Source organism: Photobacterium sp. GB-50 (assembly GCF_003026755.1).
GTDB lineage: Bacteria > Pseudomonadota > Gammaproteobacteria > Enterobacterales > Vibrionaceae > Photobacterium.
This window is the reverse complement of the sequence record NZ_PYNX01000021.1, coordinates 1-16,390: the sequence shown is the minus strand read 5'-3', so window position 1 is coordinate 16,390 and position 16,390 is coordinate 1. Positions and strand designations below refer to the sequence as shown.

General features: G+C 40.7%; 14 protein-coding genes and 1 tRNA gene. 13 read left to right on the top strand and 2 right to left on the bottom strand.

Features of this window, described 5'->3' with window-relative positions; translation table 11 throughout:
- The first annotated feature begins 208 nt into the window (after window positions 1-208).
- The 7 genes from hemA to C9J41_RS18440 all read left to right on the top strand — a co-directional run bounded on the left by hemA (window position 209) and on the right by C9J41_RS18440 (window position 7,105).
- On the top strand, window positions 209-1,471 hold the full coding sequence (hemA, locus tag C9J41_RS18470) for a glutamyl-tRNA reductase (protein WP_107205384.1): 1,263 nt from the start codon (window positions 209-211) through the stop codon (window positions 1,469-1,471).
- Between the two features lie 43 nt (window positions 1,472-1,514).
- Window positions 1,515-2,603, top strand: a complete 1,089-nt coding sequence (gene prfA / locus C9J41_RS18465) for a peptide chain release factor 1 (protein WP_107205385.1) — start codon at window positions 1,515-1,517, stop codon at window positions 2,601-2,603.
- The gene (gene prmC / locus C9J41_RS18460; protein WP_107294881.1) at window positions 2,603-3,457 is read left to right on the top strand and encodes a peptide chain release factor N(5)-glutamine methyltransferase; all 855 of its coding nucleotides are present in this window, start codon (window positions 2,603-2,605) and stop codon (window positions 3,455-3,457) included. Before prfA ends, prmC begins: the two co-directional genes overlap by 1 nt.
- A 2-nt stretch (window positions 3,458-3,459) precedes the next feature.
- Window positions 3,460-3,840, top strand: coding sequence for a SirB2 family protein (locus C9J41_RS18455; protein ID WP_107205387.1), 381 nt, complete (start codon window positions 3,460-3,462; stop codon window positions 3,838-3,840).
- Between the two features lie 13 nt (window positions 3,841-3,853).
- Entirely contained in the window at window positions 3,854-4,663 is an 810-nt protein-coding gene (locus tag C9J41_RS18450; protein ID WP_039872581.1) for a SirB1 family protein, read from the top strand.
- A 15-nt stretch (window positions 4,664-4,678) separates the two neighbouring features.
- Window positions 4,679-5,533 (top strand): 3-deoxy-8-phosphooctulonate synthase, encoded by an 855-nt coding sequence (kdsA, locus tag C9J41_RS18445; RefSeq protein ID WP_005369997.1) that lies wholly within the window; start codon window positions 4,679-4,681, stop codon window positions 5,531-5,533.
- A 309-nt stretch (window positions 5,534-5,842) separates the two neighbouring features.
- A complete protein-coding gene (locus C9J41_RS18440; RefSeq protein WP_107259266.1) occupies window positions 5,843-7,105 on the top strand; it encodes an HAAAP family serine/threonine permease in 1,263 nt (420 codons plus the stop codon).
- Window positions 7,106-7,195: 90 nt separating this feature from the next.
- Here the strand turns inward: C9J41_RS18440 and C9J41_RS18435 are convergent, their stop codons facing one another.
- Window positions 7,196-9,079 carry a methyl-accepting chemotaxis protein gene (locus C9J41_RS18435; protein ID WP_107205389.1) on the bottom strand — a complete coding sequence of 628 codons (1,884 nt, stop codon included), beginning with the start codon at window positions 9,077-9,079 and terminating at the stop codon, window positions 7,196-7,198.
- Window positions 9,080-9,379: 300 nt separating this feature from the next.
- On the opposite strand from C9J41_RS18435, the gene C9J41_RS18430 reads away from it, so the two are divergent.
- From C9J41_RS18430 to C9J41_RS18410, 5 genes are all read left to right on the top strand, one after another.
- A complete protein-coding gene (locus C9J41_RS18430) occupies window positions 9,380-10,738 on the top strand; it encodes a Na+/H+ antiporter NhaC family protein (protein WP_107205390.1) in 1,359 nt (452 codons plus the stop codon).
- 309 nt (window positions 10,739-11,047) lie between these two features.
- Window positions 11,048-12,721 (top strand): bifunctional UDP-sugar hydrolase/5'-nucleotidase UshA, encoded by a 1,674-nt coding sequence (gene ushA, locus C9J41_RS18425; RefSeq protein WP_107259268.1) that lies wholly within the window; start codon window positions 11,048-11,050, stop codon window positions 12,719-12,721.
- A 210-nt stretch (window positions 12,722-12,931) separates the two neighbouring features.
- Window positions 12,932-13,411, top strand: a complete 480-nt coding sequence (gene ybaK, locus C9J41_RS18420; protein ID WP_107259270.1) for a Cys-tRNA(Pro) deacylase — start codon at window positions 12,932-12,934, stop codon at window positions 13,409-13,411.
- 24 nt (window positions 13,412-13,435) lie between these two features.
- On the top strand, window positions 13,436-14,353 hold the full coding sequence (locus C9J41_RS18415; protein ID WP_107205392.1) for a LysR family transcriptional regulator: 918 nt from the start codon (window positions 13,436-13,438) through the stop codon (window positions 14,351-14,353).
- A 133-nt stretch (window positions 14,354-14,486) separates the two neighbouring features.
- Window positions 14,487-15,101, top strand: a complete 615-nt coding sequence (locus C9J41_RS18410; RefSeq protein WP_107205393.1) for a LysE family translocator — start codon at window positions 14,487-14,489, stop codon at window positions 15,099-15,101.
- Window positions 15,102-15,153: 52 nt separating this feature from the next.
- Here the strand turns inward: C9J41_RS18410 and smrA are convergent, their stop codons facing one another.
- A complete protein-coding gene (gene smrA, locus C9J41_RS18405) occupies window positions 15,154-15,738 on the bottom strand; it encodes a DNA endonuclease SmrA (protein ID WP_105060798.1) in 585 nt (194 codons plus the stop codon).
- 422 nt (window positions 15,739-16,160) lie between these two features.
- On the opposite strand from smrA, the gene C9J41_RS18400 reads away from it, so the two are divergent.
- Window positions 16,161-16,237, top strand: a tRNA-Pro gene (locus C9J41_RS18400).
- The last annotated feature ends 153 nt before the right edge of the window (window positions 16,238-16,390 follow it).

Here is a 16,390-nt window from a genome sequence, read left to right as displayed (position 1 = left end):
AGCTCGTAATAAGAATGAGCAAAAACAATAACGATTATTTTAATTAAAGCCAAATATTAAGCAAAAATAAGGGGTAAATTAGGCAAATAAAGCAATAAAAATGCAGTCATTATTGATTGATTACGTCAGCTACCTTTTATTAAGTCAGGGCATCAAGTAAAATCCCCTCCTTAGATTTTTTCACTGGCGAAGTGGGTACACCGTCTCCATGACCTTGCTTGCATTAGGAATCAACCATAAAACAGCTTCTGTTGATTTACGCGAAAAAGTAGCTTTTTCTCCTGAAAAGCTATCTTTGGCGTTGCAGCAGCTGAAAAACCACCCTGAGGTATTAAGTGGGGTTATAGTATCTACATGTAACCGTACTGAAGTTTACTGTGAGATTTCACAGTCAGGGCCGGGTGTGATCATTGACTGGTTGACCAAATTTCATCAGATCACAGCCGAAGAACTGATGCCAAGCCTGTACTTTCATGAAGAGCAAGCGGCAGCACGTCATTTAATGCGTGTTGCTTGTGGCCTTGATTCGTTAGTATTGGGCGAGCCGCAAATCCTAGGACAGGTGAAGCAGTCTTATTCGGAATCAAAAGACAACGAAGCAGTAGGTGGCACCTTAGAAAAGCTGTTTCAAAAAACCTTTACAGTAGCGAAACGCGTACGTACTGAAACTGACATTGGCGGCAATGCTGTCTCTGTAGCTTATGCGGCGTGTTCTTTAGCGCGACAAATTTTTGAGTCTTTATCGGGTGCTACTATTTTACTTGTTGGTGCAGGCGAAACAATTGAACTTGTTTCTCGCCATGTCGTTGAACAAGGTTGTAATAGTTTGATTGTTGCTAACCGTACGCGTGAGAGAGCAGAAGGTATTGCACAAGAGTTTGGTGCTGAAGTGATCAGTCTTGAAGAAATTCCTGATCACCTCCATCGCGCTGATATTGTTATTAGTTCAACCGCAAGCCCATTGCCGATTGTTGGTAAAGGGATGGTTGAAATGGCATTAAAACAACGTCGTCATCAGCCTATGCTGTTGGTGGATATTGCTGTGCCTAGAGATATAGAACAACAAGTTGGCGAATTGAACGATGCTTACTTATATTCTGTTGATGATCTTCACTCGATTGTAGAGAAGAACCGTGAGCAGCGTAAGGTCGCAGCGATTCAAGCTGAAGCCATTATAAGTGAAGAAAGCGCTGTGTTTATGCAGTGGTTACGCTCACTTGAAGCAGTTGATAGTATTCGAGATTATCGTCAATTTGCCGAACAAATTAAACAGGAGCTACTACAGCGTAGTCTCCAAGCCATTGCTAATGGTACCGAGCCTGAAAAGGCGTTAGCAGAGCTCAGTAACAAACTTACCAATAAGCTTATCCATGCACCAACCAAGGCTATGCAGCAGGTCGCAAAAAATGGCGAATCTGAAAAATTAGCTGTGATTCGTGAAGCACTCGGTCTGGATTCCTATAACGATTAGTAGTTGATCGCCTTTGGCTTTCGCTCAGCACTATTAGAAGATTATGAAGCAATCAATTTTAGTTAAATTAGAAACTCTTGTTGAACGTTACGAAGAAGTTCAACATCTCCTCGGTGATCCAAGTGTTCTTGCGGATCAAAACCGCTTTCGTGCGTTATCAAAAGAATATTCTCAGCTAGAAGAAGTGACTAAGTGTTTTCAAGCTTACCAACAAGCAAAAGAAGATTTAGTGGCTGCTGAAGAAATGGCGCAGGAAGACGATGCAGAAATGCGTGAAATGGCACAAGAAGAGATCAAAGAAGCCAAAGCTGAAATTGAACGCTTAGCTGATGAACTTCAGGTGCTATTGATTCCTAAAGATCCTAACGATGATCGTAACTGTTTTGTCGAAATCCGCGCAGGTGCGGGTGGTGATGAAGCGGGTATCTTTGCGGGTGATCTTTTCCGTATGTACAGCAAATATGCCGAACGTCGTGGCTGGCGTATCGAGATCATCAATGAAAACCGCTCAGAACAAGGCGGTTACAAAGAGATGATCGCAAAAGTGAACGGCGATGGTGCTTACGGTATTTTGAAATTTGAGTCAGGCGGTCACCGCGTTCAGCGTGTTCCTGCAACAGAATCTCAAGGTCGTGTACATACTTCAGCTTGTACTGTTGCGGTATTACCTGAAATTCCAGAAGCGGAAATTCCAGAAATCAATGCTGGCGATTTACGTATTGATACCTTCCGTTCATCAGGTGCGGGTGGTCAACACGTTAACACCACCGACTCTGCAATCCGTATTACTCACTTACCAACAGGTATTGTTGTTGAGTGTCAGGATGAGCGCTCACAGCATAAAAACAAAGCAAAAGCGATGTCGGTACTTGCTGCTCGTATTATCAAAGCAGAAGAAGAGAAACGTCATGCTGAAGAAGCGAGCACACGTCGTAACCTACTAGGTTCAGGTGATCGTTCTGATCGTATTCGTACTTACAACTACCCACAAGGTCGTGTTTCTGATCACCGTATTACACTGACACTTTACCGCTTAAATGAAGTGATGGAAGGTGATTTAGATGCATTGATCCAACCGGTATTTACTGAATACCAGGCGGATCAGTTAGCTGCGATGTCTGAGCAAAACTAATGCCTCAAAGCATTGAATATTTGCTAAAGCAAACCACTGAACAACTAGCAAGTGCGGGCTCTGAGAGTCCGCAACTTGATAGCGTTGTTTTGCTATGTCATGCGCTTGATAAGCCACGCAGTTATTTATTAACGTGGCCTGAAAAGCAACTAGATGATGAGCAATATAATTTTTTTCAGCAGTTACTTGCACGCCGCCGAAATGGTGAGCCTATCGCATATATTGTTGGTGAGCGTGAATTTTGGTCACTGCCATTAAAAGTCTCACCTTCAACCTTGATCCCACGTCCTGATACTGAGCGTTTGGTTGAACTTGCATTAGATAAAATCACCAGCGCTACTACCAAAGTATTGGATTTAGGAACCGGAACCGGTGCGATTGCACTGGCGATTGCTTCTGAGTGTCCAAGTCTTCAGGTTACAGGCATTGACTTACGTCAAGAAGCGGCTGAGCTTGCGCATGAAAATAGCCAACGTTTATCAATATTAAATACCCGATTTTTAGCGGGAAGTTGGTATTCACCATTACAAGACAATGATGTGTTTGAGCTAATTGTGAGTAATCCGCCTTACATTGATCACGCCGATCCCCATTTAGTTCAAGGCGATGTTCGCTTTGAACCAAAGAGTGCATTAGTTGCTGATGATAATGGCTTAGCTGATATCCGTATTATTAGCGCGCAAGGACGCAAACACTTAACAGTAGGTGGTTGGTTGTTAATGGAGCATGGCTTCGAACAAGGTTCGGCTGTAAGAACTATTTTAGAACAGTTGGGTTATCAACAAGTATCTACCAGTCAAGACTATGCAGGGCTCGATCGTGTCACGATGGGCTGCTGGCAAGGAGAATTATAATTATGTATATGGCAATGAAACATCTTCATTTAGTGGCAATCGCACTCAGTGTTTTACTGTTTGTGACTCGCTACATCATGATGATGGCAAACTCATCACTTTTAAATAAAAAGTTTTTCAAGATCACTCCCCATATTGTTGACACTGTGCTTTTAGCAAGTGGTGTGGCATTAATTTTCATTACAGGATTTATGCCTTTTACGGCTGGTAATAGTTGGTTAACTGAAAAGTTAACTTGTGTACTCGCTTACATCGCCCTTGGTTATGTCACACTGCATATGGGTAAAAATAAAGTCTTTAAGACATTTGCCTTTTTAGGCGCATTGGGCTGGGTATTTCTGGCTGCGCAATTGGCGGTAACGAAAACGCCAATTTTAGGTTAAGTTAGGTTAGATCATGATGCTGTTTAATGAAGACGAATTAAATTCGCGGCCATTAGTTTATGGTGCTATTGATATGATGAAGGACATCGTGCCTGAATTTCCAACCCAGTGGGTGGAGTTAAAGTTATCTCAATTAGCGCAGGAAGCTGAGCAAACATTAATGGAAGAAGTTAATCCTCGTTTACGGTTAGAGGGGCTGTTACGCCTTTTTTATCGTGAATGGGGCTTTCAAGGCGATCACCAACAATACTTTTCGTCAGATAATGCATTCTTAGATAAAGTACTGGAGCGTCGAAAGGGGATCCCTGTCAGCCTTGGTGCTTTATTTCTTTATTTATCTCAGCACCTTGATCTGCCGATTGAAAGCGTAGGCTTTCCGACCCAGTTTCTATTAAAAGCGACATGGTCTGAAAGCGATGTTCAGTATATTAACCCCTTTGATGGTGAATTTGTTAGCACGCATATATTACGTAGCTGGTTGATTGGTCACCGTGGTCCATTTACTGAACTTAAACCTGAATACCTTAAAACACAGCAGAATCATGAAATTTTAACGCGTTGGTTAACGGTTATGAAAAGTGCACTTCTTCGTGAAGAGCATTTTACGGATGCTTTACGTTGTAGTGATCTTGCGCTGGTATTTAGCCCAGGCGATCCCCATGAGATCCGTGACCGAGGCTATATTTATCAACAGCTTGATTGTAATCACGCTGCAGCGATGGATTACTCATACTTTATTGAGCAATGCCCAGAAGATCCAGCCGCTGATTTACTTAAAACTCAAGTAGAGACGCTCTTTGATGAGCCTCTGATTCTACACTAGAAGAGAACAACAAATATGATGGAACAAAAAACTGTTCGCATTGGCGATATTGATGTTGCAAATGATAAGCCATTTGTTTTATTTGGTGGCATGAATGTGCTTGAGTCTCGCGACTTAGCGATGCAAATGTGTGAGCACTACGTGAAGGTCACTGAGAAATTAGGTATTCCTTACGTATTTAAAGCTTCTTTTGATAAAGCTAACCGTTCATCTGTTCATTCATACCGTGGTCCTGGTATGGAAGAAGGTTTAAAAATCTTTCAAGAGCTAAAAGATACGTTTGGTGTGAAAATTATCACTGATATTCACGAGAAAGAGCAGGCACAACCTGTTGCTGATGTGGTTGATGTGATTCAGCTTCCAGCGTTTCTGGCTCGTCAAACTGATCTTGTTGAAGCAATGGCAAAAACAGGCGCTGTGATTAATGTGAAAAAACCACAGTTCATGAGCCCTGGTCAAGTCGGTAACATTGTTGAGAAATTCGCTGAGTGTGATAATCACAATGTGATCTTATGTGAGCGTGGTGTATTGCACGGTTACGATAACTTAGTGGTTGATATGCTTGGTTTTGATGTAATGAAAAAAGCATCAAAGGGTAGCCCAATCATCTTTGATGTGACACATGCGCTGCAGTGTCGTGATCCACTAGGTGCGGCTTCTGGTGGTCGTCGTGAGCAAACCGTTGATCTAGCTCGCTCTGGTATTGCAACGGGTATTGCGGGCCTATTTATGGAAGCACACCCAACGCCAGATCTCGCGCTTTGTGATGGTCCATCAGCATTCCCACTCGATAAGCTAGAACCGTTTTTAGCACAAATTAAACAGCTTGATGATTTGATTAAGAGCTTTGCTCCAATTGAAGTGAACTAAGTCTTTCATTTAGATTTTAAAGCCCAGTGAGTATAAATCACTGGGCTTTTTTATTGCCGATAACGAACTGAATGATTATTTTGTTTGATAAATGCTCAATATATGAAAATTTAATAAATCCACAAAGACGATATTTAATTCTTATTACTTGAGTGATATGTGAAGTTATATATCGTTATTTGTTAGCGTTGCAGTTCTCATGCTTATTGGGTATTAGGTATCCAGTGTGATATGTGTCTCACTTGTTTTGAAACTTAAAGATTGTAGTTTCATACTTATAGCCGATTTTATTTGGTTAGAGAGTTACTTGTGTCATTAACAACAATCCAAGCGCACCCCGAAAAAGAGAGCACAGCACATCCTTCTAAGTGGACACAGCATGACACCCGTTGGATGTTAAGTTTGTTTGGCACATCGGTCGGGGCAGGTATTTTATTTTTACCTATCAATATTGGCTCAGGTGGATTCTGGTCACTGGTTATAATGGCATTATTAGCAGGACCTATGACATTTTGGGCTCATCGTGGATTAGCGCGTTTTGTTTTATCATCATCATCTTCTGACGCTGATTTTACCGATGTAGTTGAAGAGCATTTTGGTTCCCGTTACGGACGCTTAATTTCAGCCCTGTATTTTCTTTCTATCTTTCCGATTTTACTCATTTATGGTGTCGGCCTAACCAATACCGTTGATAGTTTTATTGTCCATCAATTAGGTTGGCAAGCGCCGTCACGGGTGTTGTTATCAGGCGGATTAGTCTTCTTGATGATCACTGTGATGCTTGCGGGTGAAAAAGCGATGCTTAAAGCGTTTGAAGTGATTGTCTACCCACTGGCATTTATTCTGGCGGGCATTTCTATTTACCTGATCCCAAGCTGGCATGTACCTAATCTTAACTTCTCTCAAAGTATTACTGAATTTAGCTCATCGTTATGGTTATCAATACCAGTTGTTGTTTTTGCTTTTAGTTATACGCCTGTCGTTTCTGGCTTTGTGAATGCTCAACGTCGTCAGTATGGCGATCATGCACATCGAAAATCAGAAACAATCTTAAAGCGTACCTCAATGATGTTGATTACTTTTGTTTTGTTCTTTGTGTTCTCTTGCGTGCTAAGTTTATCCCCTGAGCAGTTACAGCATGCAAAAATGGATAACGTGTCAGTGTTATCTTATTTAGCGAACGTTAAAGACAGTCACTTTATTATGTTGCTAGGCCCTTTAATTGCTTTTATTGCAATTACGTCATCGTTTTTAGGGCACTTTATGGGCGCACGTGAAAGCTTCAATGGCATTGTAGCGAAACAAACATCACTGCCATTAAAAACCATCGACAAGGTTGGGGTAGTGATCATGTTCTTCTCTATTTGGTTTGCTGCTGTTATGAACCCAAGTATTTTAGGGATGATGGAAGCGTTATCAGGCCCTGTGATTGCGATGATACTTTTTATTATGCCAATGCTTGCGGTATATCGAATTGAAAGTCTGAAAATGTACCGAGGTAAAATCAGTACTTGGTTTATTTTATTGATGGGATGTTTAGCAGTCGCGGCGATTATTTTTAGCTTAGTGTAAACATTTACTTGATAGCTGGTTTAAATTGGTTTCTAAAATAAAGGCTTGCGTTATACGCAAGCCTTTTTGTTTATTTAGCAGTATCAGGCTTTATAATTTAAAGCGGTTGATTTCTTGCTGCAGTTCATAAGAGAGCTCTGATAATTCAGCGGCTTGTTTTGCGGCTTCATTAGCTTCAACAGCCAACTCGTTTGAAACATCACGGATCCCTTCGGTATTGCGCGTGATCTCTGATGTCACTGATGATTGCTCTTCGGCAGCAGAGGCTATTTGGGTTGCCATATCATTGATGTTATTAACAGCATTGGTAATTTGCGCCAAACTAGCAGAAGCAGAGCTTGCATCATCAACACTGGTTTCAGATAGGTGACGACTATCTTCCATTATCCCAACCGCTTGCCCTGTGGTTTGTTGTAGCGTTTCAATCATTTGCTGAATTTCTTGGGTCGAGGCATGGGTACGTTGACTTAATACTCGTACTTCATCTGCAACAACCGCAAATCCACGACCTTGTTCGCCAGCACGTGCAGCTTCAATCGCGGCGTTTAATGCCAGCAAGTTAGTTTGCTCTGCAATGCCTTGGATAGTTGAAAGAATCGTATTGATACTTTGGGCATGACTATTAAGATCGCTAATCACTGTCGTTGCCGTTTCAACTTCTTGCGCCAAACTAGAAATAGATTGTTGGCTTTGATTGACCTGAGTAGCACCATGATTAGATGCCATCACAGTTTCTTCTGCTGTTCGTGCTGTATTCTCAGCGTTAGAGGCAATTTCTTTGGTTGCCGCTGCCATTTCGTTAATAGCAGTTGCGACCATATTGATTTCATCTTGTTGATGCTGGATACGGGTACTACGTTCTTCTGCTTGGGTTGCCGTTAAATGTGACTGTTGACTGAGAGATTGAGATACATGGTTTAAACGTGCCACCATTTGATGCATGTTGCCAACAAACTGGTTGAAGTTATTGGCGAGTTGGCCCACTTCATCATTGCTCTTTGGCTCAATACGTTGAGTTAGATCGCCTTCACCACTGGCGATTTCTGCCAGCGCGTTTGATACGCGATCTAAATCGCGGAACAAGAAGTTAACTAACCATGCCACTGTAGTAATGACTAACAGTGCAATAACCGCAGCGGTAAGAAGGAGCTTATAAAGCAATGCTTTATGGCTGGCTTCCTCGGTTTTTTTATCCATGTTGAGTGCTAATATCCAGTCAGTATGAGGGATGTTAGCAAAATAAAGTAGTTTAGGCTGATCGTTAATGGTCAGGTTAGTCAGTGCATTATTATGAATTTGCTGCTCAATATAATTAATAGAAAGCGCGTTGCTATAACGTGAAATAGGTTGTAGCAATAGCTGCTGATCGGGGTGAGCGATAAATGTGGCGTCTTTTTTATTGATCAACATAGCAAATGCATTTTGACCAACATTCAAATTGACGATGTCGTCGATTAATTGGGTGATCAATATATCAGCGCCGATAACACCGATAAAAGTGGAATTATCATAAACAGGTTTGGCGATGGTCACCATTTTAGCTTTAGTTAAGGTGTCCATATACGGTGACGATATGATGGTTTCATTCGCTTTTTGTGCTTGTTGGTACCAAGGACGGGTACGTGGATCTACCTGAGATAAATCACGTTCAGCAAAAGAGCTAGTGGCGATACCTGCGGTGCTGCCGAAGTAAATATCTTCAAATTGACCCGCTAAACGGGCTTGCTTTAAAGAGGGGATCGTAGCAATGTCAGGATTGTTAATTGTTACTGAGTCAATAATATTGGTACGAATATTTACCCAGTCACCCACACTGCTGCTAACAGCCTCGGTTAGGCTACTTGCTCGAGCGTAAAGATCACGTTTAGCTTGAGTATCAATTTGATTAGCAGAGAGCCAAGTGAGTGCAGTCGCCATCACTAAAACTGCCGATAAACTCGCGACAATAAGTTTTTGTTTTAATGTTAACTGCATTATATATCCCTAAAATCCAGTAAATGTTAGCAGATTTTAGCGGTTGTTTATCATTGATGCACCTTAAATAATGGAATTGTTATTAGTGTTACTGAATTGAGTGATGACCGTTCCATTTTTTGTGCTTTTACTACAAAATAAGCGTTTTTCTTGTCATAAAACACAAGAAATAAACTGAACTTGACTGAATATGTAATTTAGTTACATATCTTTTGGATGTTTAGACGTCTAGATGTTGACACTGTGAGCGCATCCCTTTAGTCTTGGAATGAATGTATAAATAGAACTTTAGTCGTCGCCATGCCAAATATAGATAAAAAAAATCAAACCATTTCACCTTCTGCATTAGCACTCTTACCCTTGGGTATTTTTTTAGCTTTATTCATTGGTGTAGGTACTTACCTTACGATGCAAGGGGTTGATTTTGCTTTTTATCAATTACCTTCACCTGTCGCAGCTTTGCCTGCTGTTGTTGTTGCGATTTTACTAAGTAAAGAAAAACTAAATAAAGCGATAGAGCAATTTATCCGTGGTGTGGGTCATAGCGATATTATTGCAATGTGTATGATTTACCTATTGGCTGGTGCTTTTGCTTCTGTTGCTAAAGCGTCGGGTGGGGTGGATGCAACGGTTAACCTTGGCTTATCACTTATTCCAGCAAGCATGATCTTACCCGGTATCTTTGTGATCTCTGCTTTTATTGCCACCGCAATGGGAACATCGATGGGGACAATTGCTGCAGTAGCCCCCGTCGCATTAGGCATTGCGCATGCGTCTGGTATGGATGTCGCATTAACTGCTGGTGTGGTTCTTAGTGGGGCAATGTTTGGTGATAATCTTTCAATTATTTCTGATACCACAATCGCAGCAACGCGATCACAAGGCTGTCAGATGAAAGATAAATTCCGTGAAAACATTAAAATCGCCTTACCTGCTGCAATTGCCGCTATTTTATTATTTGCGTTTAATAGCTCGGTTACACAATTGCCTGAAACAGCACCTATTGAGTGGTTAAAAGTCATTCCTTATATCACTATCTTGGTGCTCGCAGTCTCTGGGGTTAATGTGTTTGTTGTTCTATCTGTCGGTATTTTACTGGCTGGTGGTGTCGGTCTAACATCTGCTGCTGATTATAGTTTTACCAGTTTTGGCAAAGATATTTATGGTGGTTTTAGCAATATGCAGGAAATCTTCCTGCTCTCTATGTTGATTGGTGGTATTAGTGAATTAATGCGCCAACAAGGTGGACTCGCTTTCTTAACTCAAAGTATCAGTCGTGTGATTAATGTATTTAGCAAAAAACATCAGTCATCTGAAAATTTACGGGCGAGTGAGTTTGGTATTGCTAGTCTTGTGAGCTTGACTAACTTATGTACGGCAAATAATACTGTTGCGATTATTGTATCAGGCGGTGTTGCACGTGAACTGGCTGATGAAAATGGGGTTACACCACGTCGTTCCGCGAGTTTACTCGATATTTTCTCGTGTGTAATTCAAGGTGTTTTACCATACGGAGCGCAAGCGTTACTCCTTGGTTCTGTTTTTGAGTTATCACCATTAGATGTTGTTGCGCACTCTTATTACTGTTTCTTCTTAGCTCTTTCTGCCATTGTTGCGATTATGTTGAAACACCCTAGTCGAAAATTGGCGAAAGTATAATGTGATATCTATCACTATAAAGTAGTGTTGAGCATAACTGTTTGAAAAAAGCCCAGTATTTACTGGGCTTTTTTGTGCTTGGGTGTGACATAAACAAGAGTTTTAAAAGACGAAAAGTGATCCTGTTAACAAAAATTTAAAATGGAAAATTCATACGTATTTATTTCGTTACACTGGCGATATTGGTCACATTGTTTCACTTTTACCGACATTTTTTTGTGGTGAAAATGTGACTAATTAATTTTTCCAGTTTTACGAATATTATCTTCGTTTGAAGTCGCCATTAAAAATACAGTTAAGGTGGATACCATGAAGCAACGCCTATTTGCTAAAACAGCATTAAGCGCCGCTCTCGTTGCCGTTCTTTCAGGTTGTGCAACGACAGCGGAAAAAGCCTCATCAGCATGGGATGCTGATACAACTTATAGAATCACGATTCTTCATACCAACGATAACCATGGTCGTTTCTGGCATAACCAGAATGGTGAGTACGGTATGGCTGCCCGCAAGACATTGATTGATGAAATCCGCGCAGAAGTAGAAGAACAAGGTGGTACTAGCTTATTACTTTCTGGCGGTGACATTAACACGGGTGTTCCTGAATCAGATCTACAAGATGCAGAACCTGATTTTAAAGGAATGAATCTGCTTGGCTATGATGCAATGGCATTAGGAAATCATGAATTTGATAACCCATTAGATGTACTACGTAAGCAAGAAGAGTGGGCGAATTTCCCAATGTTGTCGGCTAATATTTACGATAAGACAACAGGTGAGCGCTTATTTCAGCCTTACCAAATTTTTGAAAAACAGGGTATCAAGATTGCCGTCATTGGTTTGACGACAGAAGATACGGCTAAAATTGGTAATCCTGAATTTATCGGCAATGTAGAGTTTCGCGATCCAAAATCAGAAGCCAAAAAAGTGATTGCTGAGCTAGAAAAAACAGAAAAGCCTGATGTGATCATTGCGGCAACGCATATGGGTCACTATGAAGATGGTCATCGTGGTATTAATGCTCCGGGTGATGTTGCGCTTGCACGTTATTTAGATGATGGTGATCTTGATATGATCGTCGGTGGTCACTCGCAAGAGCCTGTCTGTATGGAAGGCCCAAATGTTGCGAAGAAAGATTTTAAACCGGGTGACGAGTGTGTACCTGATCAGCAAAATGGTACATGGATTGTCCAAGCCCACGAGTGGGGTAAGTATGTAGGTCGTGCTGACTTTGAATTTCAGAACGGTGAGCTTTCACTGGTTAGTTACGATTTGATCCCTGTTAACTTGAAGAAAAAAGTTAAGCTAGATGATGGCTCAAGCAAGCGTGTCTTTATTCAAGATGAAATTGTAAAAAACCAAGAAGTGTATAACTTCCTTAAGCCTTACCAAGAGCATGGACAAGAGCAGTTAAACGTTAAGATTGCCAAGTCGAATGGCAAGCTAGAAGGCGATCGTAATGTGGTTCGATTTGAACAAACAAACTTAGGTCGTCTTATTGCTGCGTCACACATGCAACGTGCTAAAGCGGACTTTGCTGTAATGAACTCTGGTGGTGTTCGTGACTCAATTGAAGGCGGCGATATTACTTATAAAGATGTACTCACCGTTCAACCTTTTGGCAATATCGTGACGTACACCGATATGTCAGGTAAAGAAGTTTTAGATTATCTGAACATTGTTGCCACTAAGCCGATAGATTCTGGTGCTTATGCGCAGTTCTACGGTATTTCAATGACGGTTGAAAATGGCAAAGTAAGTGATGTTAAGTTAGCTGGTAAGCCGTTAGATCTGAAAAAGACTTACCGTTTCACTGTACCAAGCTACAACGCAGCTGGTGGTGACGGCTATCCGAAGATCAATGATCATGCAGGTCATGTAAATACGGGGTTTGTTGACGCGGAAGTATTAAAGCAATACTTGGAAACGAATTCACCCATTGATGTAAACAAATTCGCGCCGAAAGATGAAATTGTTTATAAATAAGCAATATTAATTGCTCGAAAGCGCATCTTATATTTTTATTCGATGCGCTTTTTTGTATTTAAAATCCTTCTTTTGATGGATATAGCCGAAAACTGTCAACTCACGATATAATCATTACAGGTAAACAGATGTTCTTAATTTCTTTAGTTGCTTTTGAGCAATAGGGGGAATTAACCACAGCTGTTTGAATGAAAAATAGAGTGAAAAATAATGACTCCAGCGATTCAATTAGCAAAGAAACAAAAAATTTCGTATCAAGTGCATCAATATGAACATGATCCAGCCAATAATAATTTTGGTCATGAAGCGGCAGAAGTCTTAGGGCTAGATCCTAATCGCGTATTTAAAACCTTATTATTTGCATTAAATGGCGATCCTAAAAATTTAGCGGTTGCCGTCGTTCCTGTATCTGGCATGTTAGATTTAAAAGCAGCAGCTAAAGCTGCGGGCAGTAAGAAGGCTGAAATGGCCGATCCAAAGCTTGCGGAAAAAGTAACAGGGTACATAGTGGGGGGTATTAGCCCGTTAGGACAAAAAAAACGGCTGCCAACCTTTGTTGATAGCAGCGCAGAAACGTTTGATACTATTTGTGTTAGTGCAGGTCGTCGCGGCTTAGAAATAGAACTTGCGGCAAAAGATTTAGTTAGTTTGACTGGCGGTAAATTTGCCCCGATTGGCAAGGAAGACTAATACCAAGGATAGAGAGCAAAGAGTGTGTCAGTACCTAATTTAAACTTACTTCGAACATTACATGTCTTATTGGATGAGTGCCATGTAACACGTACGGCTGAGCGTTTACACATTACGCAGTCTGCAGTAAGTCGGCAACTGACACAATTACGTGAAATTTTTTCTGATCCTTTGTTTGTGCGTGAGGGAAACCGGTTATTACCGACCCCTCGCGCACTTTCACTACAAGATAAAATTACGTCATTGCTTACCGATTGCGATTTGGTATTTGAACCAGAACAGTTCTCGCCGCATCACTGGCGCGGGAAAATAGTCTTGTCATCTTCTGATTATGTCGCGCAATATATCTTTCCTGATATCGTCGAGTTATTAACATTGCACGCGCCTTTGCTTGATGTGAGCTATCAGCTATGGTCACCAAGTTATACTGATCAATTAGCCGATCTTGATATTCAATTAGTCTCGACTATGGCACCAAAGATACCTACCGGATTATCTGGGATACAGATTGGATCTGATCGTGCAGTGTGCGTGATGAGTACAACGCATCCATTAGCAAATACAAAGTTAGATTTAACGGTACAAGACTTTGTTGCCTACAATCATATTTCTGTTAACGGTGGTGGAGATAAAGACAGTTTCGTTGATGTGGAGTTACGTACTTTAGGTTATCGGCGACATATTCAAACAACAGTGCCATTTTTCGGATCTGCTTTAAGTATTGTATCTCGTACAGAAATGTTTCTTGTTATTCCAGAACATATAGCTGTTACGATGCAAGATTTCTATAATATTGTTTATAAGCCATTACCATTTCCAAGTGTGCTGAATCAGTATTGGCTGCTATGGCACCCTAAATATAACAACGAATTATCCCATCAATGGTTGCGAGAGCATGTGCTAACGTTAATGAAGAACTCTTTGTATTCAATGGGGCAATAAATCATTAACGAACAATGATGTGTTTTTACGACACCGAAAGGTAATGATTTTTTATCATGACCGTAATGATTTCTTTTGATTTCTTCTTATAACGCTTACTTGGTATTTTTTCTACCAATGTAAGGAGAACATCATGACCATCAGTATTTGGCTATCATTATTATTAATTTGTATTTTAGGGGCGATGTCACCAGGACCGAGTCTTGCTGTTGTTGCTAAGCATAGCTTAACCGGTGGGCGTAAACATGGCTTAGTAACGGCTTGGTCTCATGCTTGTGGGGTAGGTTTATACGCATTATTAACATTATTAGGGCTTGCGGTTGTTTTAAAACAATCACCAACAGTCTTTAATCTGATTAGCTATGCAGGAGCTGGCTACTTAGCCTATTTAGGCGTTAATGCGTTGCGTTCTAAAGGCGGCGTTGCAGAAAAACTCGCAGCAGGAAAGCCTTCTTCCCTTCTTCATGCGGCAAGAGATGGTTTAATGATCTCATTATTAAACCCTAAATTAGCGTTATATTTTTTGGCTCTATTTAGTCAGTTTGTTGCGTTGGGTACAGAAACTGGAAGTAAAATTGTTATTGTGGCGACACCACTATTAGTCGATGGATTATGGTATACCTTAGTTGCTTGTGTCTTGTCATACCCTCGAGTATTACAAACGTTAAGATCCCGCGCTGTATTGATTGATCGTCTATCTGGTGTAGTGCTTATTGGACTGGCTTGTCGTGTACTCTGGCTAGTATGATTGTAAAGTCTAAAAGAAAAGAGCGGCAAAACCGCTCTTTATGGTCTTTGAATTATTCACTGCGACGATTTAGATGTCGTTCACGTGTTTCAGCTTTTTTCTCAGGACTTTTCTTTAGCATGACATATAGCGCACCAGTGCCACCATGTTGCCGTTGCGCCGAGTGAAAGCAAAGCACATCAGATATTTGCTCTAGCCATGTTGTGACATAGCTTTTCATTAATGCTGGTGGATTAGCACGCTCACCTTTGCCATGAACTATCATAACGGTGCGAATATCTAAACGTTGTGATTGCTTTAGAAATGCTAATATTTCATCACGGGCTTGTTGTAATGACTTTTTATGAAGATCTAAACGGCCGTGAATATCGTACTTACCTTGACGCATTTTTCTAAATACAGCTTCTTGTACACCATCTCGTTTAAATTCAATCATATCATCAGGTTTTACCATTTTGGCATTATCTAATGATAAGTATTCAGAATCACTTTCAGCGAGACTTTGAGCTGCAATTCGACGAGCTAGTTGAGACTCTGATACCTGATATTTTTGTGAAATGGTCACAGTATCTTGTTTGATTGGCGCAACATCGGCCATCATTTCTTTAAAAAGGTCTAATTCATTATTATCTGGCATAGGACTTTCACTTTAAGTAACCGATGCTATTGATTATACAAGTGTAATAAAATCTTGCCTAGTTGATGGTGAAAGGTAAGAAAATGAAAAAATAACAAGTATAGAAGCAAGTCCTATACTATTTCCAAATAAACGCTCTAATCAAATGTCCATATTATAGCCCTAACATTTAGATATGATGGTGGTTATTTAAGCCATGTGTATTGCCTGTTGTTATGATCTAGAACAGGAGTAAAAAGGCTGTTTCATTGTTGTGGTTATTTGTGCGTTTGAGAGCACTTAAGTTACCGAGAATGCACAAATTTGGTTGCTTGATGAGCAAAAAAATTCGTTACAAAAAAAAATACCGTATAGGGGTTGCTAAAATCAATTTGGCGAGTATTATAAGCGACCTCGACGACGCAGAGCGTTGTTGAATTTGTCGGTGAATAGCGCAGTTTGGTAGCGCATCTGGTTTGGGACCAGAGGGTCGGGGGTTCGAATCCCTCTTCACCGACCACTATTTTAAAAGTAGTGGTTTAATATAACCATTATTTACAGTCGGTGAATGACGTAGCTTGGTAAGCATCCTGTTTTTGGAAATAGCGGACCAGAGGGTCGGAGATTCCTTCTCTATATAGACTCAGCTCTTCACTGACCACAATTTAAAAGT

Coding starts and splice junctions, on each gene's coding strand:
- C9J41_RS18435 (WP_107205389.1), bottom strand. CDS start 9,079: ATGCAGTTAACATTAAAACAAAAACTTATTGTCGCGAGTTTATCGGCA.
- kdsA (WP_005369997.1), top strand. CDS start 4,679: ATGATGGAACAAAAAACTGTTCGCATTGGCGATATTGATGTTGCAAAT.
- smrA (WP_105060798.1), bottom strand. CDS start 15,738: ATGCCAGATAATAATGAATTAGACCTTTTTAAAGAAATGATGGCCGAT.
- C9J41_RS18430 (WP_107205390.1), top strand. CDS start 9,380: ATGCCAAATATAGATAAAAAAAATCAAACCATTTCACCTTCTGCATTA.
- C9J41_RS18455 (WP_107205387.1), top strand. CDS start 3,460: ATGTATATGGCAATGAAACATCTTCATTTAGTGGCAATCGCACTCAGT.
- ybaK (WP_107259270.1), top strand. CDS start 12,932: ATGACTCCAGCGATTCAATTAGCAAAGAAACAAAAAATTTCGTATCAA.
- hemA (WP_107205384.1), top strand. CDS start 209: ATGACCTTGCTTGCATTAGGAATCAACCATAAAACAGCTTCTGTTGAT.
- C9J41_RS18410 (WP_107205393.1), top strand. CDS start 14,487: ATGACCATCAGTATTTGGCTATCATTATTATTAATTTGTATTTTAGGG.
- prmC (WP_107294881.1), top strand. CDS start 2,603: ATGCCTCAAAGCATTGAATATTTGCTAAAGCAAACCACTGAACAACTA.
- ushA (WP_107259268.1), top strand. CDS start 11,048: ATGAAGCAACGCCTATTTGCTAAAACAGCATTAAGCGCCGCTCTCGTT.
- prfA (WP_107205385.1), top strand. CDS start 1,515: ATGAAGCAATCAATTTTAGTTAAATTAGAAACTCTTGTTGAACGTTAC.
- C9J41_RS18450 (WP_039872581.1), top strand. CDS start 3,854: ATGATGCTGTTTAATGAAGACGAATTAAATTCGCGGCCATTAGTTTAT.